At 36.0% G+C, this 25,587-nt stretch carries 23 protein-coding genes and 1 pseudogene; 19 read left to right on the forward strand and 5 right to left on the reverse strand.

Translation table 11 applies throughout. From position 1 onward, the window contains the following. Positions 1-11 precede the first annotated feature (11 nt). From ssuD to GMB29_RS08760, 7 genes and pseudogenes are all read left to right on the forward strand, one after another. Entirely contained in the window at positions 12-1,157 is a 1,146-nt protein-coding gene (ssuD, locus tag GMB29_RS08735) for an FMNH2-dependent alkanesulfonate monooxygenase (protein WP_136351662.1), read from the forward strand. 5 nt (positions 1,158-1,162) lie between these two features. Further along, the gene (ssuC, locus tag GMB29_RS08740; RefSeq protein ID WP_136351660.1) at positions 1,163-1,927 is read left to right on the forward strand and encodes an aliphatic sulfonate ABC transporter permease SsuC; all 765 of its coding nucleotides are present in this window, start codon (positions 1,163-1,165) and stop codon (positions 1,925-1,927) included. Between the two features lie 10 nt (positions 1,928-1,937). Continuing rightward, positions 1,938-2,702, forward strand: a complete 765-nt coding sequence (locus GMB29_RS08745; RefSeq protein WP_136351658.1) for an ABC transporter ATP-binding protein — start codon at positions 1,938-1,940, stop codon at positions 2,700-2,702. Between the two features lie 220 nt (positions 2,703-2,922). Then, positions 2,923-3,056 (forward strand): annotated as a pseudogene (locus GMB29_RS27995) (group II intron reverse transcriptase/maturase); the annotation flags it as partial. 124 nt (positions 3,057-3,180) lie between these two features. Further along, entirely contained in the window at positions 3,181-3,738 is a 558-nt protein-coding gene (locus GMB29_RS08750; RefSeq protein WP_136351655.1) for a CBO0543 family protein, read from the forward strand. Between the two features lie 246 nt (positions 3,739-3,984). Then, positions 3,985-5,001, forward strand: coding sequence for a LacI family DNA-binding transcriptional regulator (locus tag GMB29_RS08755; protein ID WP_168733755.1), 1,017 nt, complete (start codon positions 3,985-3,987; stop codon positions 4,999-5,001). 101 nt (positions 5,002-5,102) lie between these two features. Continuing rightward, on the forward strand, positions 5,103-6,017 hold the full coding sequence (locus tag GMB29_RS08760; protein WP_136351652.1) for an AEC family transporter: 915 nt from the start codon (positions 5,103-5,105) through the stop codon (positions 6,015-6,017). A gap of 58 nt (positions 6,018-6,075) precedes the next feature. Here GMB29_RS08760 and GMB29_RS08765 read toward each other — a convergent pair whose 3' ends face one another. Continuing rightward, the gene (locus tag GMB29_RS08765) at positions 6,076-6,768 is read right to left on the reverse strand and encodes a class I SAM-dependent methyltransferase (protein ID WP_136351650.1); all 693 of its coding nucleotides are present in this window, start codon (positions 6,766-6,768) and stop codon (positions 6,076-6,078) included. A 126-nt stretch (positions 6,769-6,894) separates the two neighbouring features. On the opposite strand from GMB29_RS08765, the gene GMB29_RS08770 reads away from it, so the two are divergent. The 9 genes from GMB29_RS08770 (at position 6,895) to GMB29_RS08805 (ending at position 16,018) form a co-directional block, all read left to right on the forward strand. Next, positions 6,895-7,770, forward strand: a complete 876-nt coding sequence (locus GMB29_RS08770; protein WP_136351648.1) for a LysR family transcriptional regulator — start codon at positions 6,895-6,897, stop codon at positions 7,768-7,770. Between the two features lie 171 nt (positions 7,771-7,941). Beyond that, entirely contained in the window at positions 7,942-9,156 is a 1,215-nt protein-coding gene (locus GMB29_RS08775; protein WP_227551613.1) for a CynX/NimT family MFS transporter, read from the forward strand. A gap of 99 nt (positions 9,157-9,255) precedes the next feature. After that, positions 9,256-9,390: a hypothetical protein gene (locus GMB29_RS27635; protein ID WP_264766598.1), complete on the forward strand. Its 135-nt coding sequence runs from the start codon at positions 9,256-9,258 to the stop codon at positions 9,388-9,390. Positions 9,391-9,400: 10 nt separating this feature from the next. Continuing rightward, on the forward strand, positions 9,401-10,138 hold the full coding sequence (locus tag GMB29_RS08780) for a GTP pyrophosphokinase (RefSeq protein ID WP_136351646.1): 738 nt from the start codon (positions 9,401-9,403) through the stop codon (positions 10,136-10,138). Positions 10,139-10,174: 36 nt separating this feature from the next. Next, on the forward strand, positions 10,175-10,807 hold the full coding sequence (locus GMB29_RS08785; RefSeq protein WP_136351644.1) for a TetR/AcrR family transcriptional regulator: 633 nt from the start codon (positions 10,175-10,177) through the stop codon (positions 10,805-10,807). A 329-nt stretch (positions 10,808-11,136) separates the two neighbouring features. Then, on the forward strand, positions 11,137-11,334 hold the full coding sequence (locus GMB29_RS08790; protein WP_136351642.1) for a YolD-like family protein: 198 nt from the start codon (positions 11,137-11,139) through the stop codon (positions 11,332-11,334). Between the two features lie 16 nt (positions 11,335-11,350). Continuing rightward, positions 11,351-12,697 carry an MFS transporter gene (locus GMB29_RS08795; RefSeq protein WP_136351640.1) on the forward strand — a complete coding sequence of 449 codons (1,347 nt, stop codon included), beginning with the start codon at positions 11,351-11,353 and terminating at the stop codon, positions 12,695-12,697. A gap of 218 nt (positions 12,698-12,915) precedes the next feature. After that, positions 12,916-14,511 carry an amidohydrolase gene (locus GMB29_RS08800; RefSeq protein WP_136351638.1) on the forward strand — a complete coding sequence of 532 codons (1,596 nt, stop codon included), beginning with the start codon at positions 12,916-12,918 and terminating at the stop codon, positions 14,509-14,511. 256 nt (positions 14,512-14,767) lie between these two features. Continuing rightward, complete coding sequence (locus GMB29_RS08805; protein WP_136351857.1) at positions 14,768-16,018, forward strand: MFS transporter; 1,251 nt, start codon at positions 14,768-14,770, stop codon at positions 16,016-16,018. A 216-nt stretch (positions 16,019-16,234) separates the two neighbouring features. Here GMB29_RS08805 and GMB29_RS08810 read toward each other — a convergent pair whose 3' ends face one another. From GMB29_RS08810 to GMB29_RS08820, 3 genes are all read right to left on the reverse strand, one after another. After that, complete coding sequence (locus GMB29_RS08810) at positions 16,235-17,908, reverse strand: ribonuclease J (RefSeq protein ID WP_136351637.1); 1,674 nt, start codon at positions 17,906-17,908, stop codon at positions 16,235-16,237. Between the two features lie 436 nt (positions 17,909-18,344). Further along, positions 18,345-20,069: a methyl-accepting chemotaxis protein gene (locus tag GMB29_RS08815; RefSeq protein ID WP_136351635.1), complete on the reverse strand. Its 1,725-nt coding sequence runs from the start codon at positions 20,067-20,069 to the stop codon at positions 18,345-18,347. Positions 20,070-20,392: 323 nt separating this feature from the next. After that, positions 20,393-20,896 carry a CBO0543 family protein gene (locus GMB29_RS08820; RefSeq protein ID WP_136351633.1) on the reverse strand — a complete coding sequence of 168 codons (504 nt, stop codon included), beginning with the start codon at positions 20,894-20,896 and terminating at the stop codon, positions 20,393-20,395. A 96-nt stretch (positions 20,897-20,992) separates the two neighbouring features. Between GMB29_RS08820 and GMB29_RS08825 the strand changes: the two genes are divergently transcribed. Beyond that, positions 20,993-21,430 carry an SRPBCC family protein gene (locus GMB29_RS08825; RefSeq protein ID WP_136351631.1) on the forward strand — a complete coding sequence of 146 codons (438 nt, stop codon included), beginning with the start codon at positions 20,993-20,995 and terminating at the stop codon, positions 21,428-21,430. A 334-nt stretch (positions 21,431-21,764) separates the two neighbouring features. Here GMB29_RS08825 and GMB29_RS08830 read toward each other — a convergent pair whose 3' ends face one another. Further along, positions 21,765-21,968 carry a hypothetical protein gene (locus GMB29_RS08830; RefSeq protein ID WP_136351629.1) on the reverse strand — a complete coding sequence of 68 codons (204 nt, stop codon included), beginning with the start codon at positions 21,966-21,968 and terminating at the stop codon, positions 21,765-21,767. Between the two features lie 350 nt (positions 21,969-22,318). On the opposite strand from GMB29_RS08830, the gene GMB29_RS08835 reads away from it, so the two are divergent. Together GMB29_RS08835 and GMB29_RS08840 are read left to right on the forward strand one after the other, a co-directional pair. Further along, positions 22,319-23,341 carry a DUF3231 family protein gene (locus tag GMB29_RS08835; RefSeq protein ID WP_227551616.1) on the forward strand — a complete coding sequence of 341 codons (1,023 nt, stop codon included), beginning with the start codon at positions 22,319-22,321 and terminating at the stop codon, positions 23,339-23,341. 166 nt (positions 23,342-23,507) lie between these two features. Next, on the forward strand, positions 23,508-25,298 hold the full coding sequence (locus GMB29_RS08840; protein WP_168733754.1) for a C40 family peptidase: 1,791 nt from the start codon (positions 23,508-23,510) through the stop codon (positions 25,296-25,298). Positions 25,299-25,587: the final 289 nt, after the last annotated feature.

Here is a 25,587-nt window from a genome sequence, read left to right on the forward strand (position 1 = left end):
GGATGTTATGTATGAACGTATTTTGGTTTATTCCAACACATGGTGATTCAAGATATTTAGGAGTGACAACAGGTGGTAGAGAGGTAAATTTACCCTATCTGAAACAGATTGCACAGGCTGTAGATTCATTAGGCTATTCAGGTGCATTACTGCCAACTGGGAGATCGTGCGAAGATGCGTGGGTTGTCGCCTCATCACTTATTTCTGTTACATCACAAATGAAATTCCTTGTTGCTGTACGCCCTGGACTATCTTCTCCTTCACAAGCTGCAAGAATGGCATCAACATTTGATCGTTTATCTAATGGTAGATTGCTCATCAATGTAGTGACAGGGGGCGACCCTGTAGAGCTTGCAGGTGATGGGCTAAACCTCGGTCATACAGAAAGATATGAGCTAACAGATGAGTTTTTGACAATATGGCGTGACTTATTATCAAAAGGAGAAGCTGATTTTGATGGGGATTACTTAAGTGTTAGCGGTGGGAAATTAATTTATCCACCTGTGCAATCACCTTACCCGCCATTATACTTTGGAGGTTCATCACAAATAGGTCAAGAGGTGGCGGCAAAGCATGTGGATGTCTATCTAACATGGGGTGAGCCGCCGGAAAAGGTTGAAGAAAAAATAAAGCAAGTGAAGAAGCTAGCAGAGCAACAGGGGAGGACCGTACGATTTGGTATCAGACTTCACGTCATCGTTAGAGAAACGGAAGAAGAAGCATGGAGAGCAGCTGAGGATTTAATCAAATATGTAGATGATGACTTAATCGCAAATGCTCAGAAAGTATTTTCCCGATTTGACTCAGAAGGTCAAAAAAGAATGTCTCAATTACATTTAGGAAGTAAAGATAACTTAGAAATTAGCCCGAATCTATGGGCAGGAGTTGGTTTGGTTAGAGGTGGAGCAGGTACTGCCTTGGTTGGAGATCCGAAAACAGTTTCCGAAAGAATGAAAGAATACGAGAAAATAGGAATTGAAACGTTTATTCTATCAGGGTATCCACACTTAGAAGAGTCCTATCGTGTCGCAGAGCTGTTGTTCCCATATTTAGAAATGGAAAAGTCAAAAAATGCAGGTACTTCGAGTATTGTCAGTCCTTTTGGAGAAATTGTTGCGAGCGATCTCCTTCCAAAAAAACTACATTCAAATAGGTGATAGAAATGAAGAAAAGTATGAATCAACTTGTACCATGGATTGTGCCATTCATCCTGCTAATTTCCTGGCAAGTGCTCTCATCGGTAGGATTTATCTCATCAAGAATTTTACCAAACCCCGTTGATATTGTAAAAGCAGCAATAGAGCTTGGGCAGTCAGGTCAATTACTACATCATATTAGTGTTAGTACACAGAGAGCCTTTTTCGGATTTATTATTGGGGGAGGTATTGGGTTTTTACTAGGTTTATGGAATGGTTTGTCTAGAGTAGCAGAAACGCTATTCGATACATCCATCCAAATGATTCGTAATATTCCCCATCTCGCTTTAATTCCAATTGTCATTTTATGGTTTGGAATTGAAGAAGAAGCAAAGCTATTTTTAGTTGCTCTTGGTACATTTTTTCCTATCTACTTAAACACATTTCATGGCATTCGTTCGGTGGACACCTCATTAATTGAAATGGGTAAGGTTTATGGCTTAAGAGGATTCCGTCTATTCTGGCATATTATTTTTCCAGGTGCTCTAGCTTCCATTTTAGTAGGTGTTCGCTTTGCACTTGGCATCACTTGGGTTACGTTAATCGTAGCCGAAACCATTGCAGCAAACTCTGGAATTGGGTATATGGCAATGAATGCGAGGGAATTTATGCAATTAGATGTTGTTGTCTTAAGTATCATGTTATATGCCATCTTAGGAAAACTATCTGATTATATCGCGAAATTAGCAGAAAGACGATTTTTAACATGGGATCAGAATTTTCAGAAGTAGGAGGATCATCATGAGTAAAGGGAAAAGAGCAAAGCTAGAATTATCAAATGTGCAAAAATCATTTGGTCAGCAGGAGGTACTTAAAAACATTGAACTAAAAGTAAATAAAGGAGATTTCATAGCCATTGTAGGGAAGAGCGGATGTGGAAAAAGTACTTTGCTTAGATTAATAGCTGGACTAGAACAACCAAGCGGAGGAGACATAGTAATAGATGGAAAGCCGTTAAATGAAAAGAGCTCAACTGCTAAAATGATGTTCCAGGATGGAAGGCTTCTTCCCTGGAAAACAGTCCAGCAAAATGTTGGCTTAGGATTAAAAAAAGGAAATGAAGAAAAAATAACTACTCTACTGGAGCAGGTAGGATTATTAGGACGTGCGAAGGAGTGGCCGAATGTTTTATCAGGTGGTCAAAGACAAAGAGTCGCACTTGCAAGGGCCCTTGTCCATGAACCTGAACTCCTTTTGTTAGATGAACCTTTAGGTGCACTAGACGCATTAACGAGAATTGAAATGCAACAGCTCATTCAAGATTTATGGATGGAAAAGCAATTTACGGCAATCTTGGTTACACATGATGTGGAGGAAGCAATCGCCTTAGCAAACCGTGTCATTGTCATTGAAGCTGGTGAAATATCTATGGAACAAGTGATTAACCTTCCATATCCACGGCAAAGGGATCATCCTGTTTTTCATAAAGCAGTAACCAAGATATTGACTCATATTTTAGGGAAAGAAAAGAATGTATCAGAGGATTTTAAAATATCTAATGTGTGATTTTTTACCTATAATTCCTAGTTAAACTATATGATTTTTATATTTTTTTGTATTTGGTATAAATGAAGACCTAACCTTTTCATTAAGGTTAGGTCTTATTGTGTGCCCAGCATGGGTGCAATCTATAGGGTGTAAGCCCTGAACGGTGAAGGCAGAAATAAAACAGTAGCTCAATGCAACGGTGTTCGCGGTGACGCGGAATCTAAAGGAAGAGGGCGGCAAACCTTATCTCCAAGCAGGAATCATGATTAATGGTGTAACCTTTGATTCTGAGGAAGGAACACCACAGGGAGGTCCACTAAGTCCACTTCTTTCCATATTCTTTTGGATGAACTCTATCCCAAACTTTATAAAAGTGAAATTGAAACATATAGTAATTAGATAGAAAGACACAGTTGACCGCCCATGGAGACGAAAGATACAAATTTACATAAGTTCTCTCTTGTTAGAGCATACTTAAATTAAAAAGGTAGGAAACATGGATAAGTTTCAGGAAATAGAAAAGACGTATGAATATTTACGGAAGTTGTGGCTAGATTACTGGGCTAATGAAGTGGTTTTTACTTATCAATGGTGGATAAATGTTTTTTTGTTAATTTTCCCTTTTGTTCTGTGGTGGAGATTGATCGACAAAACTCGGATAATAGAAATAAGTATGGTTGGATTAATAATATCTATTATTTCTTTTATATTTGACCAAATTGGTTCATCACTAGGTTTTTGGACTTATCCGTATACTTTAACACCCTTAGAAAGAGACTTGTGGGCAATTGCTGATTTTTCTATCCTTCCTCTTATTTATATGATGCTTTATCAGTGGTTTCCTAAGTGGAAAACATACATAGTAGGAACGATCATATTTGCATTATTCGCTGCATTTGTCGGGGAACGTATTTTTCAATGGTTAGGGATTTATGTAATGTTAAAATGGGAGCACATATACTCGATCCCGGGTTATATTTTTATTGGGATATTTGTGAAAATCATACTAAATAAATTTAAAACAATTGAGGTTAATGCCAAAAGAAATGAATAACATTTAGTTCAGCTAACGTGTTGCGATACTTTAATAAGTATCGCTTTTCTTATTTTGCATAATAGTTGAATGGCATTAGGATAAAGGATATTTCAGGACAGGGAAAATGGTAGCCAAGGAACCATTCTATTTTCATTACTTGGATAAATTTAATTTGCTATAATATAAAAAGCTATTCATTTTTTTTATCAAATAGTAAACCGGTTTCCTAGAAAATAAGTGATTAGATTAATGGAGTGTATAAAGATGAAAAAAAGACCAACGATCCAAGATGTTGCGAACCTCGCTGGTGTATCAAAGGCTACCGTATCAAAGTATCTGAATAACATTCCATATGTTTCTCCGAATACACAGAAGAAAATTGAGAATGCCATTGAGACGCTTCAGTTTCAACCTAATAGTTTAGCTCGTGGCTTAGCCAATAAGTCAACGAAGCTAATTGGTCTTGTTGTCTCAAATTATGAAAGCATGATCAATATGGAATTGATTAAGTCAGTCGAAACGGAAGCTGCTAAACATCATTATAGTGTCGTTCTGTTTAGTACGAATGATGATATTAGCAACGAGCGTGAACTTCCAGATGTCCTTATGAATAAATTTCAGCATTTAGATGGCATTATTTTAGCAAATGTAAGAGAAGAGGGGATTGAATTATCACAATTTAACAAGACATTTAAGCACATTGTTCTGCTTCATCGCCATATTCCTAATAGTCAAGTTGATTATGTTGTGATAGATGGATATATTGGAGGTCGTTTAGCAGCAGAGTATCTTGTTGGTCTTGGACATCAGCGGATTGCTATGATTACAGGTCCAAAAAACATTTATCAGTTCCAACAGCGCGTCAAAGGATTTAAGGATGTTTTGAAGGAACACGGCCTCCTTGGGTACTGTAATATTTTAGAAAGTGGGCAAAGTGTCGAAGAAGGCTATGAAGCCGCTGAAAAAATTGTTTTTAAGAGTCATTCACCGACAGCTATTTTTGCCGGTACTGATGTTCTTGCACTTGGTGTTTTAGATGCTGCAAGACAATATGGATGGAAAGTTCCTGAAGATTTATCTGTTATTGGATTTGATAATATTTACTTTTCAAGGTTTGCGAGGATACCACTCACGACCATTGATGCTAGAATCAAAGATTTAGGAGAACAAGCGGTAAGGACATTACTTGAACGAATTCAAGGAAAATCAAGTGAAATGAAAAAAATTGAATTGCGCCCAACTTTAGTTGTTCGTGAATCCTGCAAGAGGAAAGAAGAATGAAGGATAAATCCAAATAATAATAACGATTGATGAGTATTTATCATATTTCATTACTTACAGAAACTTACATTAATATACTTCTTTGAGGAGAGTCATTTTAAATGAATCAGGAATTTCTTTATATTATTATCATCATTGCCCTTGGGTATCTATTAAAACGTGTAAATATTTTACGAGAAAAAGATGGTGCAGTGATTTCAAAAATTATTTTTAAAATTACCCTGCCTGCTTTAGTTCTTGTCACATTCGATTCTGTAAAAATAGAAACTTCTTTAATTTTAATACCAGTTATTGTACTCGTTTATGGAATCATAACAGCATGTCTAGGTTTCTTAGTTTTTAAAAATGAGGAAAGAGAACTTAAAGGTTCTTTACTGATGCTTTCTTCGGGATTTAATGTTGGCTTATTTGCATTTCCTTTAGTTTATGCAATATGGGGGATGGGTGGATTAACATATTTTAGTATGTTTGATGTCGGAACATCATTTGTTGTGTTTGGAATTGCTTATATTATAGGAAGTCATTTTTCAGAAGAAGGTCTAAGTTTTAAACCAATCGACATTCTAAAAAAACTTGGAAAGTCTATTCCGTTAATGACTTATCTTATTGCTACTATTTTAAATTTTAGCCACATTCAATTACCTGATACACTCATTAATGTTGCAAGTACAATCTCAGGAGCTAATATGCCATTATGCTTATTATTATTAGGACTTTATTTAAATTTTAAATTCGAAAAACAATTTATTAAACCTATGTTGAAATTTTTAACTTTTCGTTACGGTTTAGGTCTGCTTTTTGGTTTTGGTTTATACCTTTTCCTTCCTTACGATCAGATGTTTCGGTATACAATCTTGATCGGGTTGTTACTACCTGTTGCAGCATCACCCTTACCCTTTGCAGTTGAATTTAAATATAGCACCAGCAGCATCCGTTTAATTGCCACTATATCAAATATAACGATTCTAATGAGTATTGTTATTTTATATATTTTTGCAAACTTTATTTTGAATTAAAAACAAACCAACTAAGTGCTCTTTTAAGAAAGAGTTCATAGTTGGTTTGTTCCATTATTTATGTTTTCCTTCCATATAGTACAACAAAGTTAAAATATTTATATACACAGTCAACATCCTTGTATCCACTCTTTGTTAGCCAGTTTAATTGGTCATCTAACGTGGACAACTTATCTAATTTTGTTCGTTCATATGCTGAATCAATTTCTTCTTGCGATAAACCACTATTTTCAACCTTGTGCTTCCAATCATTCTTGTAAAGCTTCTCCAGAAAAGGTGTATTTCCTAATACTTGGTCAGCGTTTAGAAAAAGTCCACCATTATTTAATATGGAGTAAGTTCGTTGATATAAATTTTTCTTCTCCTTATCCGGTAAATGGTGGATGGATAATGATGATACAATAATATCAAACGTATGATTAAACTCATAAGAAGTATAGTCATCTATAATATAATTAATATTTGAAAGATGAGAGAATCTTTTCTTTGCGATATCAATCATCTTTTCTGAAATATCGATAAGAGTAAGATTCGCTTCAGGGTATTTCTGTAGAATAAAAGATGAAAATAAACCAGTTCCTGACCCGATATCAAGTACAGTTGGTGCTTGAGAATGAGTGTTCATGATGGAAATAGGGATCGAATAAAAATCATCAAAACATGGAATTAATTTGCTTCTCTGAGAATCGTATAGATTTGCGTTTTCATTAAACTGTTGCACAATGGAATCTCTTGATTGATTGAATGACATGTTGTTATTCCCCCTTTATCGTTTGTTAATTGAATGATACAGAATATTACATATAATTAAAATTAACGAAAAAATTGATTTTTAATAACGATTCGTTATTAAAAAGCTATAGGAGATAAATACAACATGGAAATGAAATGGATAAAGACATTCGTTATTACTGCTAAGTATGAGAATTTCAGGAAAACCTCAGAAGAACTGTTTCTAACACAACCTGCTGTAACTAAACATATTAAAAGGCTGGAAGAAAGCCTTAATATTCAATTGTTTGACAGAATAGGCAATAAAGTTGCTCTTACACCAGCAGGTCATACATTTCTTTTATATGCAAGGGAGTTAATATCAAAGTATGAGCAAGGAATGAAAGATTTTGAATCGTGGAAACAAGGATATAATCGAAAGTTAGTTATTGCTGCTGCACCACAAATCGCATCATCATTCCTCCCATCTATACTAAGGAATTTTATTGATGAAAATCCAAATATAGAAGTCATCATAAATGTACTGAAATCTTATGATATAGGCGAGGAAATCAGTTCAGGGAGAGCAGACTTAGGACTAACAAGAATTCTACCTATCCATACAAATATAAAGAACAAGATGATTCATGAAGAATCTGTTATATTAGTTGGACCTAATGAAGGCAAAGAGGCGGCTTTTCTTGATGAACAAACGATACTACATAAGTACAGGCTAATAACTCATAACCACCCAGATTATTGGGATAATCTTTTAAACAATGTTAAGAGGTATTATCCAACTGTGCAAACAATGAAAGTTACTCAAGCAGAAGTGACAAAGCGTTTCATAGAAGAAGGACTTGGAGTCTCCTATTTACCTATTACTATGGTTAAAAACGAAATAGATAGGAATAAACTGGTAGAAATAAAGCCAGAAAAAATTATCCCGCCAACATCCTCTACCTATGTATTAACAAAAGTAGAAACAGATGAAGTATTGAAGTTTATTACATTTTTAGGAGCTTCAATTTCAACGTTTTAATTTCTTTAAAAGATTAATATAGATTCCACCTTCTTTAACTAAAACTAGCTAGTAATTTCTCAATTTTTTCAGAGGCACGAACCTTTGGATAGCCTTTTTCATTTTCTTTGAAGAAATAATATGTTTATGATACAGTGTAGGAAGTTTGTTCATCTGAGAGGGGATTTCTTCGTGGAATTGCGAAAGCCTTATACGAAATCATTGTACATATATTTACTTTTAGCTGGGATTGTTCTAGTTGCGTTTAATTTAAGACCTGCAATTACATCTTTAGGACCGTTAATTGGGATGATTCAAGAGGATATCGGATTAGCTCATTGGAGTGCCGGCTTGCTGATGAGTCTGCCGCTCATTACATTTGCGGTTATGTCTCCGATTGTGCCAAAACTCGCCAATCGCTTTTCGAATGAGCTTGTCTTGATTTTTGGTTTGCTTTTGCTGTTAATTGGTATTGGCATTCGTTCGATCTCGCTGTCCTTTTTTCTTTTCACGGGCACTCTTTTAGTAGGGGTAGGCATAGCCATTGGTAATGTTTTATTGCCGGCAATCGTTAAAGATAAATTCCCAAAGAAATTTGGGTTGATGACGAGTGTTTATTCAACCTCAATGGGATTGATTGCATCTCTTGCATCAGGTGTTAGTGTACCACTTGCGGATCGTTTCCAGCTAGGCTGGCAAGGATCGTTAATTGTCTGGGGTTTGCCAGCTGTGTTAGCTATTTTCATTTGGGGCTATCTTCTAAAATACCGACAAGGCAATCCAACGGAAATAAAGAAGGTTCAATCACAGCATCACCATGTCTGGCGTTCACGACTTGCATGGCAGATCGCCATCTTCATGGGGTTTCAGTCCTTTTTATTTTATGTCACGATCTCGTGGTTACCTGAGATTCTCCACGCTCGTGGGATGAGTATGGAAACAGCTGGCTGGCTGCTTTCCTTTACACAAATTATGGGTTTACCTGCAAGTTTCTTCATTCCAGTCATCGCAGGTAATTACCGCTCACAGCTATGGATTGCATGTGCGTTAGGTGTATGTTCAATCATTGGTTACAGCGGGTTATTTCTAGGCAATTCTGAACTGAATTTGATTGCAAGTATTATGTTAATCGGCTTCGCATTAGGTGGGAACTTTCCATTAGCTTTAAGCTATTTAGGATTGCGAACGAAAAATGCAAAGCAAGCTGCAGAGCTGTCAGGAATGGCACAATCAATTGGCTATATACTAGCAGCAGTTGGTCCGATGTTTATTGGGTATTTGTACGACATTGCACACATATGGACTGTTCCGCTTATCACACTGATTATTATCTCAGCGGTCATGACTGTATTTGGCATGAGTGCTGGAAGGGATCGATTTATTGGGGACAGTCCCTCATCGCTATAAGTAGTGGGGGACTGTCCCCTAACTTTTGTTGACATATGACACTGTGTCATATATGATTATTTTAGAAGTGACACAATGTCATATTGAGGTGGAAGAGTGATGGATGAGAATGCAGTAAGAAAATTAGTGGATGAATTACAATTAAGAAAAATCAATGCTTCAATATGTAAAAGACCAAAAATAAAGAATAAATACAAGTATGTTCCCTTAGGAATAAAGGGAATTTTCCGATAAGGAGATAAACATGGAAGTTTCAACAAAAGGAAGTTTAGCTCAATTTAAAACATTAAAAAACGAAATCACTCGATTTATGATGTCCTATAAGTTTGCTTTAGATGAAATGAATACCAAAATTGATATTTTAAAGCAAGAATTTCACTATATTCACGATTATAATCCGATTGAACATGTGAAATCCCGATTAAAATCACCTGAAAGTATCTTTAAAAAGATGCAGAGGAAAGGGTATGACTTCACATTATCAGCGATCAAGAAAAATATTCGCGATATAGCAGGTATTCGAATTACATGCCCATTTATTTCAGATATTTATGAATTGAGTGCGATGCTGCAAAAACAAAAAGATATAAAAGTCATTGAATGTAAAGATTATATTAAAGAACCGAAGCAAAATGGGTATCAAAGCCTCCACTTAATCTTAGAAATTCCAATTTTTATGTCAGATAAAGAAGACCATATCCCTGTTGAAATTCAAATTCGAACGATCGCGATGGATTTCTGGGCAAGCTTGGAACACAAAATTTATTATAAATATGACAACGAAATCCCTGAAAACATAAAAAATGATTTAAAAGCCGCTGCACTTTCAGCAGCACAATTAGATAAGAAAATGGAAAGTATTCATAAAGAAATGAACACGTTTAAAGAGCTTAATGACAAAGAACAGGAACTGCAAATCAAATTGTTTGAAAAAGAAAGGTTTCATATTCCTCAAGACTTATTGCTTCATTTAATAAAATAAACGGAAGGGGAGTCCCCTGTACAAATGGGGGGAAACATGCCGAAAATTACTTTTTTTAATCTACCAGAGGATAAAAAACAAAAATTAATTGCTGCAGCAAAACAAGAATATTCAAGAGTACCTTTATATGAGGCATCCATTACGAACATTATTAAAAAAGCCGGCATTCCTCGCGGCAGTTTTTATCAATACTTTGAAGACAAAGAAGACGCATTTTTCTTTTTATTAAAAGAACTAACGAAAGAATATAAGAAAAATTTTCTCTTACTCTTGAAAAACAATAATGGCGATTTATTTGACACGATGGCCTCATTTTTTGAATTGATCATAAAAGAAGAAGATAATATTCATTTTTTGCGTAATACGTTTTTAAATATGACATTTAAAATTGAACGGACATTTGCGAGCAGTTTCAGTGAAATTGAAATGAATGAAAATTTTCAGAGAATGAGTAACTTAATAAATAAGTCCACCTTAAACGTAGCGAATGATAAGGAATTGTTCCATCTCATGCAAATTATATCGTCTGTCACATTTCGTAACTTTGTGAAGATTTTTGCCCAAGAAGTCACACTTGAAGAAGCAATGAATGACTATATGATTGAGATGAATTTGTTGAAGAATGGACTGTTTCGAAATAATGGGGAGAGTACATCCAATACTAAATAAAAGGATCGTATAGACCTTATCGCTGTGCCTTTTAGGTAAATATATGAAATGCTAACCGGAAGGGAGTTCTTCCGGTTTTTTATTTTGAAATTTTAAAAAACACATGACTTTCGATAATATATTGACATTTATTAGCTATTGTAAGTATCATATAAATAGGAAACTTAGTTCACTATTTATGAATACTCCTTTTACTTTAACACAAATGACATGGGAAAGTAGATGCTGTTAAAAAGTAATTCAAGATAAAATATTAGGTTGTGTTTTGTAAGCGTTATCAATTGTTTTATTACCTATATTTGAAAGTTATCAGTTAAGGGGGGGGTGGGATGATTTTAAAGGAATTATCAACAAATGAGTTGATCACGATTGATTATTACAAAGAGGGAATGATTAAAACATGTAAGGCTTATGTTTTATATCTTAACGTAAATGATCAAACTCTTTTGATAAAGGATGAACAGCTAATCGTCTACTCTATTCATTTATCGGGTATAAAGGAGATTCTGTTTACAGAATACGTGTGATTAAGGGGGGAAACCATTGAAAACGATCAATGTGGGAGAAATTATCGATAATCAAAAATTTAACCGTTTTCACTTACAGTTACTAATCTGTTGTATGTTTATTATTATTTGTGATGGTTATGATATGTTCATGTTAGGAACCATTATCCCGACATTAATGGACGAGTGGGGAATTAGTCCAATTGAAGCGGGAGCACTTAGCAGCTACGCGTTAATTGGGATGATGTTAGGTGCGTTAATTTTTGGACCTGTTGCCGATAAAATCGGCAGAAAAAATGTGATTTTTTTATGCACAATCATCTTCTCAGTCTTTACCTTTACTTCAGGGTTTGCAAATGGATTTGCATTATTTGCTGTGCAGCGTTTTATCGCTGGATTAGGACTTGGAGGGGTTATGCCAAACCTCGTTGCCTTAATTACCGAGTATGCTCCTAAAAAATTGAGAAGTACATTAGTGGCCATCATGTTTAGCGGACATGCATTAGGGGGTGTAGTTGCATCTGTCGGTGCGATCTATTTAATTCCGAATTTCGGCTGGAGAATGGTCGTATGGCTGGCGGCTGTACCATTACTATTATTACCGCTCTTAAATAAAGTTCTTCCAGAATCAATTAACTTTTATGTGTTACGAAATCAAAAAGATACATTGATTTCTGTTCTAAGTCAAATTGATCCTAATACAAACTATAGCAAAACAGATAAATATATTCTAAACGCAGAAAAAAGCACAGGCTTCCCAGTTAAAAAATTATTTAGTGAACACCGTGCCTTAAGTACGATCATGTTCTGGATTTCGTTTTTTATGTGTCTCCTCGTAATGTATGGACTAAGCACATGGCTGCCGAAAATCATGCAAGGAGCAGGCTATCCATTAGGCTCAAGTCTCACCTTCCTCTTAACTTTAAATATTGGAGCAGTAATCGGTGCTATCACAGGCGGAAAATTAGCAGATCGTTTTGGATCAAGAAAAGTACTCATTTCATACTTTCTTTTAGCTTTCGTATCTCTCTTACTCTTAAGCTTTAAACCAAGTATGTTTCTATTATATGTGTTATTAATGATTGCCGGTGGAACAACAACAGGGACACAAATTATTACAAATGCCTATGTATCGCAATATTATCCATCAGAAATTAGATCAACAGGGATCGGCTGGGCCCTAGGTATCGGAAGAATCGGCGGAATTATGGGACCAACATTGGTAGGTATTTTATTAAGCCAACAATTCTCTCTGCAAGTAAACTTCCTAGCCTTTGCCATACCTTGTCTAGTAGCCGTGATTGCGATTTGGTTTGTACAGGAGAAGTATAGCCAAACATATCAAGTTGCGAAGCCTAATGATCAGATTGGGAAAATTGTTTAGAAAGGGAAGCTTATAACGCTTCCTTTTTATCGTTATAATTTCAAAATGATAGATTTGGATTCACTGATAAAACCGAAATTTCGCTGATATATTCCAGAAATCACTGATATAATCAAAATTTCGCTGATAAAATTCAAAGACGATCCTCAAGCTCAATTTGATTTCATAATTTTTATAACAAATAGTAAAATGATTAAAAAGCATACAGGGAGATTACTATGTCAAAAACGATTTTTACAAATGGAAAAATTTATACATTAAATAAGAATCAACCTATAGTTGAATCGATTGTCGTAGAAAATGGGAAAATTGTAGAGCTCGGTTCACATGAAGATATGATCCTGCAATGGGGCAGGCATGATACAACGATTATTGATTTACAAGGGAAAATGGCGACACCCGGCATGATTGACAGTCATCTGCATCTTTCCGGTGTTGCGTTTAATTTGCTCGATCTTGATTTAGTTGGTGTGACTTCGAAACACGACATGCTTCATAAAATACGTGAAAAGGCAGGAGCGATTCCACAAGGAAAATGGTTAATTGGCATTGGTTGGGATGAAAATTTATTCAATGATGGCAGTACGATTCCGACTATTGAAGAATTAGACTATGTTGCACCGAATTGTCCAATCTTTTTAAAAAGAATTTGTCACCATGCTTTTTTAGTCAATAGTAAGGCACTCGAAGTATGTCAATACGATCCGTCAATGACCGTGCCGACAGGTGGACAAATTGTTCTTGATCCAGTTACGAAGAAGCCAAACGGATTAATCCTTGAAACGGCAGCAAAGCTTTTTACGGATCAAATTCTAGATAAATCATTTGATGAACTGAAACATGGCCTTGAACTAGCCATGCAGCTAGCTGTAACAAAAGGCTTAACAAGCGTGCATACAAATGATCCGTTATATTTTGGAGGTTTAGATCAAACATATAAACTGTATAATGAAATCATCAATCATGACCATAAAGGTTTAAGATGCAATCTATTAATCGATTATCCTTTCTTGAACGATTTAAAAGAAAGAGGAATGGCTGCTGGATTTGGGAATGAGAAATTACAAATTGGAGCGATTAAGTTTTTTGCAGACGGGGCATTTGGAAGAAGGACAGCTCTCTTAAAGGAGCCTTATCATGATGCACCACAACAATTTGGTGAGGAAATGCAGGACAAGGCTGCACTTTTTGACATGTTCAAAGAGGTGAAAGAGTACGGGATGCCAATTGCTGTTCATACAATCGGTGATAAAGCGTTAGAAGATGTATTGGATTTATTAGATCAGCTGCCAAAAGGACAACATCGGGACCGCTTTATTCATGTTTCTCTTATCCGGGAGGAATTGATAGCACGTTTAGCTGATTCAAGCCGTATCGCTGATATTCAGCCTCGATTTGTTGTGAGTGATTATCCATGGATTAAAGAAAGACTTGGTGAAGAAAGAGAAAAGAATCTATATGCATGGAAAACACTGCTTTCAAGAGGAGTCATTTGTGCAGGCGGCTCAGATGCACCTGTAGAACCATTAGATCCATTACTAGGTCTTCATGCAGCACTGACAAGAAGATTACCATCACAATCACACCAAGGCTGGAACGAAAAAGAAAAATTATCAATATTGGAAGCTGTTAAATTGTTTACAATAGGCGGCGCCTATGCAACAAATGAAGAGCATGTCAAAGGTACGTTAACACAAGCCAAATTTGCTGATATGACAGTCTTTTCAAAAGACCTATTTGCAATCGAACATCCAGACGAGCTTTTAAGCAATAAGGTTGAAATGACGATTATTGATGGAGAGGTGCGGTGTTAGGGGACAGTCCCCTACTAACCGAAAGGATGAAGGCAAAACAGAGAGAATGCTTCTCTCTGTTTTTTGTATTTTCTTCAAGTATTCATAAACAACATAAATTTTAAAAATAAAACTTGATTTCCTACATTATGGAAGATAAGATGATTGATGGTGAAAAAATCTTTTATTACGAACAGGGATGTAATGAAAGAAAAACGGATGAAGAAAATGTAGTTCAGAGAGGGAGATGAACTTGGAAATAAATAATCAAGATGGCATGTCCGCTACAGCAGTCAAACCGACTGGGAATCTTTTTGCAAATCGATTTGTTGTGGCGATCATGGCATCAAACTTCTTGCTGCAGCTCGGTATTTGGGTGCGGAATTTTGCGATTCTATTATACGTGACAGAAATCACAAATAATGATCCATTGTATGTTTCGTTGATTTCTGTTGCGGAGTTTGCGCCAATCTTTATCTTTTCATTTATTGGAGGAACATTTGCAGACCGCTGGAAGCCTAAGCTTACGATGGTTTGGTGTGATTTATTATCAGCTGTTTCCATTTTTGTTGTGTTACTTACACTTCTTTACGGTTCATGGCAGACGATTTTCTTTGCAACATTTGTATCAGCTATTTTATCTCAATTTTCTATGCCTTCAGCCATGAAGCTGTTAAAGCAGCATGTTCCAGGTGAACAATTACAATCTGTTATGGCGATGTTCCAATCATTAATGGCGATCTTTATGGTCATCGGTCCAGTTATAGGGGCATTTGTTTATCAAAAGTATGGCATCTATACGTCGATTGGTGTAATGGGAACGATGTTTTTACTTTCAGCAGTTGTTTTATTCACTCTTCCACGAGATGCAGCGAAAGAGAAAACAGAAGAGGAAAATAATTTCAAGAAAGAATTAGCAGATGGATTTCGCTATGTCATGTCAAAGAAAATTCTAAGATCAATGGGATCAATCTTTGCTTTTTGTGGTCTGGCGGTTGGCCTTATTTCACCATTGATGATCTTTGTAACGATTGAAAAATTGGGCTTGCCAAAGGATTATCTTCAGTGGTTACTCATGGCAAATGGGGTAGGTATGCTGCTTGGCGGAGGAATTGTCTTTGCGATTTCAAAGAAAATCTCCCCGCAAAAGCTTCTTGCACTCGGTATCTTCGCAAGTATGATTGGGACGATCGGTGTTGGTTTGTCAACAAATTTCGTTTTAACCATTCTTCTTCAACTTTTTAACGGTTTATTTTTCCCATGCATTCATATTGGGATTAATACGTTAATCCTAAAAAATACGGATGAGGCTTTTATCGGACGTGTTAATGGTGTCCTCAATCCGTTATTTATGGGAATGATGGTCATTGGTATGTCAGCATCTGGAATTGTAAAGACCCCGCTGACATTGACTGGTGTGTATGTACTTTCAGGTGTCTTATTCCTTATTGGAACATTGCTTACATTTCCACTTTTCAATTTAAAGGATGAAAATACAGAGGTACAGCCGGTTTTGGAAAATAAATAAGCAAGCAAGATAAACGAGCTTGAGAGTAACTCAAGCTCGTTTTGTATTTAGTTGATCAGGCAAAAAGTTTGTCTGGATTTGTCGGTTGGTCATTATCTTTAAGCTTTTGGACAATAAAATTGCAATCAGGACAATAAAATCACCTGATCAGACAATAAATGCTGAGCTTCGGACAATATCTCTTGTCACACGGACAATAAATCATTCGGTATAAACCTACACCTCAATAATGATCGGTAAAATCATCGGTTTCCGCTTCGTTTTTTCAAATAAATATTGTCCCAATGATTTTTTAATGTTTTGTTTAAGCACATTCCATTGATGGATGTCCTCAGCTAATAAGTCGTTAACGTTTTTTTCGACAAGGTGATTAACCTTTCGAAGCAGGTCCTCAGAGTCTCGCGCATACACAAAGCCACGTGAAATCGTATCAGGGCGTGATATCATTTTTCTTTCTGATTTACTAATTGTTAAAACAATCACGATCATTCCATCCTCTGATAATTGTTTGCGATCTCGTAATACAATCTCGCCAACATCACCAACACCAATTCCATCTACATATGTATTACCAGATGGGATTTTACGAGTTTGCCGTGCCTCTTTGTTTTCAATATCAACAACATCCCCATTGTTAATGATAAATGTATGATTTTTTCGTACACCAACAGACTCCGCTAGCTGTCTGTGGTGATGCAGCATTCTAAATTCACCATGTATCGGGATAAAATAAGTCGGTTTCATTAATGTGAGCATTAATTTTAAATCTTCTTGGTAGCCGTGCCCTGATACATGCATGCCTGTTGAACTGCCTGAGCCGTAGATGACATGTGCACCAAGCTGAAATAAGTTGTCGATGATTCGTGATACATTGCGTTCATTCCCTGGAATAGGTGAGGCAGCTAAAATCACCGTGTCCTCAGGTAAAATTTCTACACCACGAAAAGAGGATGTCGACAAGCGGGCAAGAGCGGCCAATGGCTCACCTTGACTTCCTGTACATAGAATTGCCACCTGTTCTGGGGGCAGTGCATTGATTTGATGTGGTTCGATTAACATACCTTCAGGAACTTGCAGATATCCACGTTTAATCGCTACATCAATGACATTTACCATACTGCGGCCAAGCAACGCAAGCTTACGATTTGTCTTAAGTGCTGCAGAAACAACCTGCTGAACACGATTGACATTCGAAGCAAAGGTAGAAATGATCACTTTGCGTTTTGCTTTCATAAAAGCCTCATCAATATGGTCACCAACCCGTCGTTCAGTCGGAGTCGACCCAGAACGTTCAGCATTCGTACTCTCTGATAATAGCAAGAGCACACCTTGCTGACCGATCTCCGCCATTTTATGTATATCCGAATATTGATTGTTTACAGGAGTTAAATCAAATTTAAAGTCACCGGTATGGACGACATTTCCTTCTGGTGTATGAAAAACAATACCCAAACAATCCGGAATACTATGGCTTGTTTTGAAAAACGATAAACTCATTTCATCAAACTGAATACGTGATTGATCATCAATTGATTTTAGTTCGGTTTCTCTAAGAAGCTTATGTTCCGTTAATTTTAATTCAATTAAACCTAAGGTAAACTTAGTTGCATATATAGGTACGTTTAATTTTTTTAAAAAGTAAGGAATGCCCCCAATGTGATCCTCATGCCCATGTGTCACAATCATCGCTTTAATCTTTTCTTTATTTTCAACAAGATAGGTAAGATCAGGAATGATCAAGTCAATTCCTAATAAACTTTCATCAGGAAACTTCGCCCCGCAGTCGATAATAATAATCTCATCTGCATATTGGACCACATACATGTTTTTACCGATTTCATTAATCCCGCCTAAGGCGAAAATTGATAATCCATTGTTCTTTGTACCCAAAATGATGTCCTCCTATTTTCCATTTATTCATAGTATTATCCTTTTTTGTTTTGATTTATCAATGTATTGTAAATTCAGCTATGGCAGGTTCAAAGAAAGGTGACTTAAAAGGACGGAATGTGATGAGGTGTGGTGTGGTGTGGTAAACCTTGGATAATGATTTATTAATAAACTATCTTCAAATTGGCGACACGTATATCATGCCAGATGCAGTGAGCAAGAACGTTTAGTCATGATGTAACTGTACTTCTGAATCACCTAATTCATTAACTGTTTAGTCTGGTTTCTTCCTAACCTACTAAAAAATCAATATACCCAGCAAAGTTAGGTAGTACATTGATAACACAATATTGTCTTTGGGAAGGACGGAAAAAACAATAACCTCCTTCGTTCATATGTCAGAAGGAGGTAAGAGTCAATGAATGTATTGGTATGTTTACTTTAACTGAAAATTTTTCACCTGATCATTCAAATTCTCTGCTAATTGTGAGAGCTGGATGGCATTTCCTGAGATTTCTTCCATCGATGAGTGGGTTTGCTTGACAGAAGAAGTCGTTTCTTCAACACCTGCAGCTGATTCTTCGGAGATTGCGGCAATCTTTTCAATGGAATCATTCATACATATTGAGTTTGTTGAGATCACTTCTAAGTTTTTTGAAATAACCGATATTCTTTCAACCATACTGGACACTGAAGAGTGAATCTTACTAAAGGCTTCTCCAGTTAATTGAATTTGACTGCTGCCATTTTGAACTTGGTCATAGCCTTCTTCTAACGAGTGAACGATATCATGTGATTCATGTTGGATGTTATCAACAATTTCCGTAATATCCTTGACAGAAGTCGTAACCTGGACGGATAGCTTTCTTATTTCATCAGCAACAATCGCAAACCCTTTCCCATGTTCACCTGCTCTTGCAGCTTCAATTGCGGCATTAAGTGCAAGCAGATTTGTTTGACCTGCGATGGAGTTGATCACATCGACTAATTTTGTGATTTCTTGTAATTGTTGGTCTAATACTTGAACTTTTTGTACGGAGTTATGAACAATGCTATTAATAAGTTCCATTTGATGCACGGATCCTGACATATACTGGATGCCTTCGTTAGCAAGCTCTAACACTACGTTTGATTTCAGCGAAATTTCTTCTCCATTTTGATTAGCTTCTTGTATTTTTATTGAAAAGTTATCCATCTCTTGAGCTAATAGTCTAGAAGCGTCTGCTTGTGTATCAGCCCCATTTGAGAGCAATTGCATGGTAGCAGCAACTTGTAAACTACCTTGTTTCACTTCATTTGAAGAGTGTGTTAATTCTTCGCTATGTCGTGAAACAGAACCAGCAACATTGGAGATGTTAGAGATCATGTCTCTAAGATTTTCTCGCATTTTATCAATCGCAACCGATAAATTCCCTATTTCATCTGAGCGCTTGATTTCCATTTTAGCTGTTAAGTTTCCTGCTCCAACGTGCTGCACTTGCCTCGTTAAATCTTTTAAAGGTTTTAATAGATAATAGGTAAAAAAGAAAATAATCACACTGCTAATGACAAGAATTAGGACCGTTATCATCATTAATGTTAGCTTATTTTCATCAAGCTGTTGATAAACCTTCGTTGCATCAAGGTCAGCTCCCATAATCCCAATCACGTCACCTGTTGAATTTTTTATTGGAACATAGGCTGACACCGTTCCGCCCCAGTTTTGCGAAAAAGTCATATCAACCTGCATGGATTCTGTTTCAAACGTCTTCACAATCGCCGGAAATGTAGCTATTTCCTCCTCAACATCACCCAGCAGCGATTCATCTTCACTGCCTACAGGCATTCCATCAACCATATAATAATACTGATATGTCCCATTTACTTGTTCACGTGACATTGTGTATAAATAGGTCAACCCTGTTGTCTCACGTAATTCATTTAATTGTTCTCTTAATTGATAATATAAATCTGTTTCCCCAGAATCTAATGTAATTTCTTCGTATTTCTCCACATCAATGCCATCAACTGCTTGTTGAACAATCGTTCCTGCAAGCTGACTAACCGTATCCTTTACGAGATTAGCAGACACCGTATGACTTATATAGGCGAGAATGATACAATTTGTTAGAACAATTAACGAAAAAGTAACTAACATTTTAATTCGTAAACTTCTTTTCATTAAGATTTTTCCTCCAACAATTAAACTAGTAAGCGATATGTATTGTATATGTATTAAAATTTATACTATCATAAAATAGGAAAATAAAGAAAAAATTGAATAAATAGGTAAATTATTGCTATTGAATAATGGGAAAAAAGATGTTTAAAAAGTGGTTACATGTCATCTTAAAAGTAGAGGAAACTTTTTCACAAAAAGCAGGGAGGATATACCAATTACCTTATAAGGAATGGTATAGGATTGTGTTCTTATAGATATCATGATGAGAGCAGGAAAACAATGAAAAGACTGTTATCATTGACTACAGTCTTTTATAAGATCAATTATATAGTTGTATTTTTTGAATCACCGTCAGCCGTCTTTCTAACCAGTTGGATAATAAGACGAACAAATAAAAAAGTAGCATTAATTGATAGAAACGAATACTTCCAATTCCATGATTTCTTATATTTAATCAAATCAGTGTTCCTCTCAAACCAAGTTTCAATAATGGTCATCGGAATACTGAAAAGCAAGACTTTAGAAATGACACCAACAAGGTTGGATTTCTTTGTTAATTGATTAAAATAGATACAGCTTAGCGGAAAAATAAGATAATTAAATACTACACTTATATCGAAAATTTTAAATAAATTATAGGGGTACTTAACAAAGCCTTTTTTCACAACAAATGTATCAATAAATGAAGAGAAATAGCCCTTTAAAAAAAAGACAAGTAACCAATCTTTCATGTCATGAATTGGTTTTTTGCGAACAAGAGGCAAAAAAATAACCATGCTAAATATTAATAGTCCCTTTAATACAAACTTTTCAAATGTATGTCCCAACTGATTGCCTCCTTTATTGTCATATTTTAACCAATATCCATAAAAAAATGATGAATGGGCAATAAATTAATTTTCCAAAAAAGGATGATGAAGCAAATGAACAACCTGACAAAATTTAAAATTGAAAAACCTGCAAATGAAGTATTTGAAGCATTCGTAGACCCTGAAAAAATCGGGAATTTTTGGTTCTCATCAAGCTCTGAGAGATGGGGAAAAGGGAAAACTGTTACGTTAAGATATGATGAATATGATGCTGTGGTGGATATAAACGTAATCGAAATGGAATTACATAAGAAAATTGTGTTCAAATGGGGGCCAAGTGATGATGAACATACAGTTACGATTACACTGACTGCTATGGATCATGTCCACACAATCATTGAGGTGAAAGAAGAAGGTTTTCATGAAAATGATGAAGGACTCATACATGAATTAGTCGACAATAAAGAAGGCTGGGTTTACATGTTGACCTGTTTAAAGGGTTATTTAGAATGTGGTATTAGTACGTTAAGAGCTGGCATCGTAAAGGAATGAACTTTTAGTGGCTTTTGGGTACTTTCATAACGAAAAAAAAGACCTTGTTGTCGGTGAACAAACAAGGTCTTTCGTATTTATTGGCTTACTATTTGTATACCCTTCACAAGAAATTCTGTTTGTCTTTTGTCTGTAGTAAGAACGAAAACATCAATTTGGGATGACTCGCTTTCCAAAGCAAAGGGCAGTTCTAATGTTTCCAGTTATCAGAGAGTTCTGTATCTACGTTTTTTTCTTTCATAAAACGGCCTCTTGCATCGGTTTCTTCGATTTTTAATAAAACCTTTTCTTTCCCCCTAAGAGTGATGAGATAGTTAATCGTTTTTGTTGAGAATTACTTTTTTGGCGTATAAACAATCCCTTCACCTGCTTTTTCACCTTTTGTTTCAACCTTGTATTCATCAGTATTTACTTCTGTAATTGTAGCGCCAACACCGAAGAACTTACTTTTTTGCTTACCTTCATTTGCTGATAATAGGCTTTGGGAGGGCAGAAACAATAGCGCGAAAACGAAGCTTGTGATAAAAAAATTCATCATTTCATCAACCTCCTATTCCTTTAAAGGGACAGGCCTTTTTCATTTGTCTTTTATATCAATAACTACTGACAATTTATGAACCTGGCTTTAAGCCGCTACTCATAGTATGGTGATTAAACGAATAAAAAATAAATCAAAATAAAACAGCGTTTGTTTTTATGAATGAAAAATTTCTACTATTTCATTTTTCCTCTAAAACAATCCACTATTTATAAAATGGTAGTAACGAAGAGCACAGTAAAATACTTTGTTACATATTAAGATTAATGACCCTTTATTCTTCATACATAGGTCACTTCAAAAGTGGGAAGAATACACATAAAATTGTATCTTTTTTGGAGGTTCGAATAGTGGAGAAGGAGATAGATAAGCAAATTAATCTTACGTCTGCTGAAATATCCCAGCTCTGGGCTACATATATGAATGATAGTGCAAGTATTCCTGTTTTATCTTACTTTCTGGAAAAGGTTGAGGATAAAGAAATAAAGCATTTAATTAAATACGCTTTACAGTTATCTCAATCACATGTGCAAAAAATTGCAGATATATTTAAGGGGGAAAACCATCCTATTCCTTATGGTTTTAACATACATGAGGATGTAGATTTGACAGCATCTAGATTATTTACTGATAGTTACTATTTAAATTTTATTCACAATATGTCTAAAATAGGTCTTAATGGTCATGGTATGAGTTTATCCATTTCTGTAAGGAAAGACATTACTGAGTTATTCAAGGAATGTCTTACAGAGACAATCCATTTATATGAAGTATCAAAGGATATGCTGCTGTCAAAAGGTCTATATATCAGGTCTCCTTACATACCGAAACCTGCGAAAGTAGATTTCATTAAAGATCAAAGTTTTCTATCAGGATTTTTTGGAGAGAAACGACCACTCACTGCTCTGGAAGTGACTGCTTTATATTCCAATTTACAAAGGAATGCTCTAGGTGTAGTAACCATGATAGGTTTTGGGCAGGTCTCTAGGGAAAAAGAGGTAGCAAAGTTTTTAAAGAGAGGGAGAGATATTGCTCGAAAACATTGTGAAATATTTGGAGGACATTTGAAAAAGGATTTACTTCCAGCTCCGATGACATGGGATTCCGATGTAACAGACAGCACACATTATGTATTTTCAGATAAGCTCATGATGTTTTTTACGACGATCCTAATTGGCTTAGGTGTCCAATATTATGGTCAGAGTATCGCTATAAGCCCTAGAAGAGATTTAGGGATTATGTATAATCGATTAACAGCAGAAATACAGCTTTTCTCAGAGGATGGGGCTAACATTATGATACGACATGGATGGCTCGAGGAGCCTCCAAAAGCTCCTGATCGAGATGAGCTAGCAATGAAAAATAAACATTAACTTCCATTGTAAGCCTTACTGTATTCAAACAGTAGGTTTTTCTTGTTTTTGATTGATAGGATTGGTTACATACAGTCCGTCTATTCACAAACGCATCATGAATTCCTTTCTTCCTGAGAATACTAAAACATGAATCTTGAGATTTCATGACAGGAGGATGAAAGATATGAAGAATAGTTTTCAACGATATGAAATGAAAAAGCTAAACCCTCAAAACGATGAGTTTGCCATCATCCTCTACATAGATAACGATCATTTAACAGAGTTTGCAAATGAATTAGGCACTGAGCCGGCATCTAGTGAAAATATTACTTTTATGGCGAAGCAGATTATTAAAGAACGGTACGCGAATCTAAGGGTTACGATGGTGAAGGTTGTTGTTGGAGGAATGGTCGTTAGCTCCATCCCGCTTACATTAGATAAAAATTCTGCACATGCTGAGGAGAATACATCAGCAGAAACGCAAATGGATCATACAAACAATATTCATTACATTGTTTCCTCAGGTGATACACTTTGGAAATTATCCGTAAAGTTTGGAACAACGGTTGATGCTATCAAAAAAGCAAATAATTTATTATCTGACAGCTTAAAATTGAATCAGCAATTAATCATTCCAAAGGCGTTTCATACAGTGGAAACAGGAGATTATTTAACGGTTTTGGCAAAAGAATATGGCGTACCTGTACATGCGATCAAGGAAGCAAATCATCTCACAACGGATGCAACACGTCTTGGTCAAATTCTGATTATTCCTCACGTAATGGGGAATCAAACGAGCGAGCCGGCACCCGCTGTGACACAGCCTCCTCCACAAACACAAACATCTATGTATACTGTTGTTTCCGGAGACAGTTTATCTGTCATTGCCAAACGTTTTGGCACAACAGTTGAGGTATTGAAAGCGTTAAATGGATTACAAACAGATGTATTGAAAATTGGTCAAACATTAACAATACCAGCAGGTGCTAATGGTCCTTCTGAACCAATAACACCTGCCCAAACTGAGGCGCCAACTGTCACAACAACGTACCAATATACAGTTGTGGCAGGAGACAGCTTATGGGGAATTGCAGCAAGACACAATCTTGCAGTCGATACTTTACGAAGCACAAATCATTTAACAAGTGATGTTTTGCAAATTGGGCAAATTCTTGTTATTCCTGGAGGTGAAGGAACAGTTGCCACACCAGCACCGCCACCTGCAACAGATTCAAGGATCACGAGTTATACAGTCGTATCTGGTGATTCATTATCTGTTATCGCTAAAAGATTCAATACAACTGTAGATCAAGTAAAACAAGCGAATCAATTAACAACTGATGTAATTCGTGTTGGACAGGTTTTAACAATTCCAACAGGTCGAATTGCTCCCGCTAATGAACCAACAGCAGCACCTAATCCAACAAGTGATGTAATAGGGATCCAAAAAAACCTCCAAACACTCGGCTATTATACGGTGCCGACAATGACTGGAAGATATGACTCAGTAACTACCCTGGCGGTCAAAAGCTTCCAAGCTGATTACCTGCTTCCAGTGACAGGAACTGTAGATGATACAACAAAAACGGCCATCGAACATGCCATTGTCAAAAAGGCGTTAATCAACGACACAATAAATTACCTTGGAGTTCCGTATGTATGGGGAGGAGCAACACCATCTGGCTTTGATTGTTCAGGATTTGTTTATTACATGTTCAATCAACATGACGTGAACATGTCCCGCAACACCTCAGCAGGTCTTTATAAAACAGGAATAACCATTCAACGAAGTCAATTACAGCCTGGTGATCTTGTATTCTTTGCCGTCAATACAACTGGAACGATTACACATGTTGGCTTTTACATGGGTGATAATCAGTTTATCTCAGCGACAAATTCGAAAGGGATTGCACTTTATTCGATGGATAACAGCTATTGGAGTAAATATTATGTTGGTGCGAAGCGGGTATACTAATACTTTAAATGATTGTGGGCATCCAATGTTGATGCCCATTTTTTATCACTGAACCATGCCCCGTGAGACTGAATGTTTTATTTATCAGTTTGTGAAGTTTTTAAAAATATGAAAAAACCCCCCGAAGCTTCGGAAGGGCTCATGTTAAAAATGTGGCGACCTTTGCAAGACGAAAAGGGCAATCAGATAAAATGATTTTATTAAAAGTTTATAGTATGTTAAGAAAATATGTTATCAACTATACATTGTTCGATAGCTTTCGGTCATACCAAAGCTTGTAGGAGGGATT

It is taken from the genome of Metabacillus sediminilitoris (genome assembly GCF_009720625.1).
GTDB classification, from domain to species: domain Bacteria; phylum Bacillota; class Bacilli; order Bacillales; family Bacillaceae; genus Metabacillus; species Metabacillus sediminilitoris.

Bases quoted from the DNA above. Each gene is read 5' to 3' on its own strand.
- GMB29_RS08780 (WP_136351646.1), top strand. From the start codon at position 9,401: ATGGAAGTTTCAACAAAAGGAAGTTTAGCTCAATTTAAAACATTAAAA.
- GMB29_RS08785 (WP_136351644.1), top strand. From the start codon at position 10,175: ATGCCGAAAATTACTTTTTTTAATCTACCAGAGGATAAAAAACAAAAA.
- ssuC (WP_136351660.1), top strand. From the start codon at position 1,163: ATGAAGAAAAGTATGAATCAACTTGTACCATGGATTGTGCCATTCATC.
- ssuD (WP_136351662.1), top strand. From the start codon at position 12: ATGAACGTATTTTGGTTTATTCCAACACATGGTGATTCAAGATATTTA.
- GMB29_RS08790 (WP_136351642.1), top strand. From the start codon at position 11,137: ATGATTTTAAAGGAATTATCAACAAATGAGTTGATCACGATTGATTAT.
- GMB29_RS08755 (WP_168733755.1), top strand. From the start codon at position 3,985: ATGAAAAAAAGACCAACGATCCAAGATGTTGCGAACCTCGCTGGTGTA.
- GMB29_RS08825 (WP_136351631.1), top strand. From the start codon at position 20,993: ATGAACAACCTGACAAAATTTAAAATTGAAAAACCTGCAAATGAAGTA.
- GMB29_RS27635 (WP_264766598.1), top strand. From the start codon at position 9,256: ATGGATGAGAATGCAGTAAGAAAATTAGTGGATGAATTACAATTAAGA.
- GMB29_RS08805 (WP_136351857.1), top strand. From the start codon at position 14,768: ATGTCCGCTACAGCAGTCAAACCGACTGGGAATCTTTTTGCAAATCGA.
- GMB29_RS08745 (WP_136351658.1), top strand. From the start codon at position 1,938: ATGAGTAAAGGGAAAAGAGCAAAGCTAGAATTATCAAATGTGCAAAAA.
- GMB29_RS08840 (WP_168733754.1), top strand. From the start codon at position 23,508: ATGAAGAATAGTTTTCAACGATATGAAATGAAAAAGCTAAACCCTCAA.
- GMB29_RS08770 (WP_136351648.1), top strand. From the start codon at position 6,895: ATGGAAATGAAATGGATAAAGACATTCGTTATTACTGCTAAGTATGAG.
- GMB29_RS08750 (WP_136351655.1), top strand. From the start codon at position 3,181: ATGGATAAGTTTCAGGAAATAGAAAAGACGTATGAATATTTACGGAAG.
- GMB29_RS08815 (WP_136351635.1), bottom strand. From the start codon at position 20,069: ATGAAAAGAAGTTTACGAATTAAAATGTTAGTTACTTTTTCGTTAATT.
- GMB29_RS08830 (WP_136351629.1), bottom strand. From the start codon at position 21,968: ATGATGAATTTTTTTATCACAAGCTTCGTTTTCGCGCTATTGTTTCTG.
- GMB29_RS08800 (WP_136351638.1), top strand. From the start codon at position 12,916: ATGTCAAAAACGATTTTTACAAATGGAAAAATTTATACATTAAATAAG.
- GMB29_RS08765 (WP_136351650.1), bottom strand. From the start codon at position 6,768: ATGTCATTCAATCAATCAAGAGATTCCATTGTGCAACAGTTTAATGAA.
- GMB29_RS08760 (WP_136351652.1), top strand. From the start codon at position 5,103: ATGAATCAGGAATTTCTTTATATTATTATCATCATTGCCCTTGGGTAT.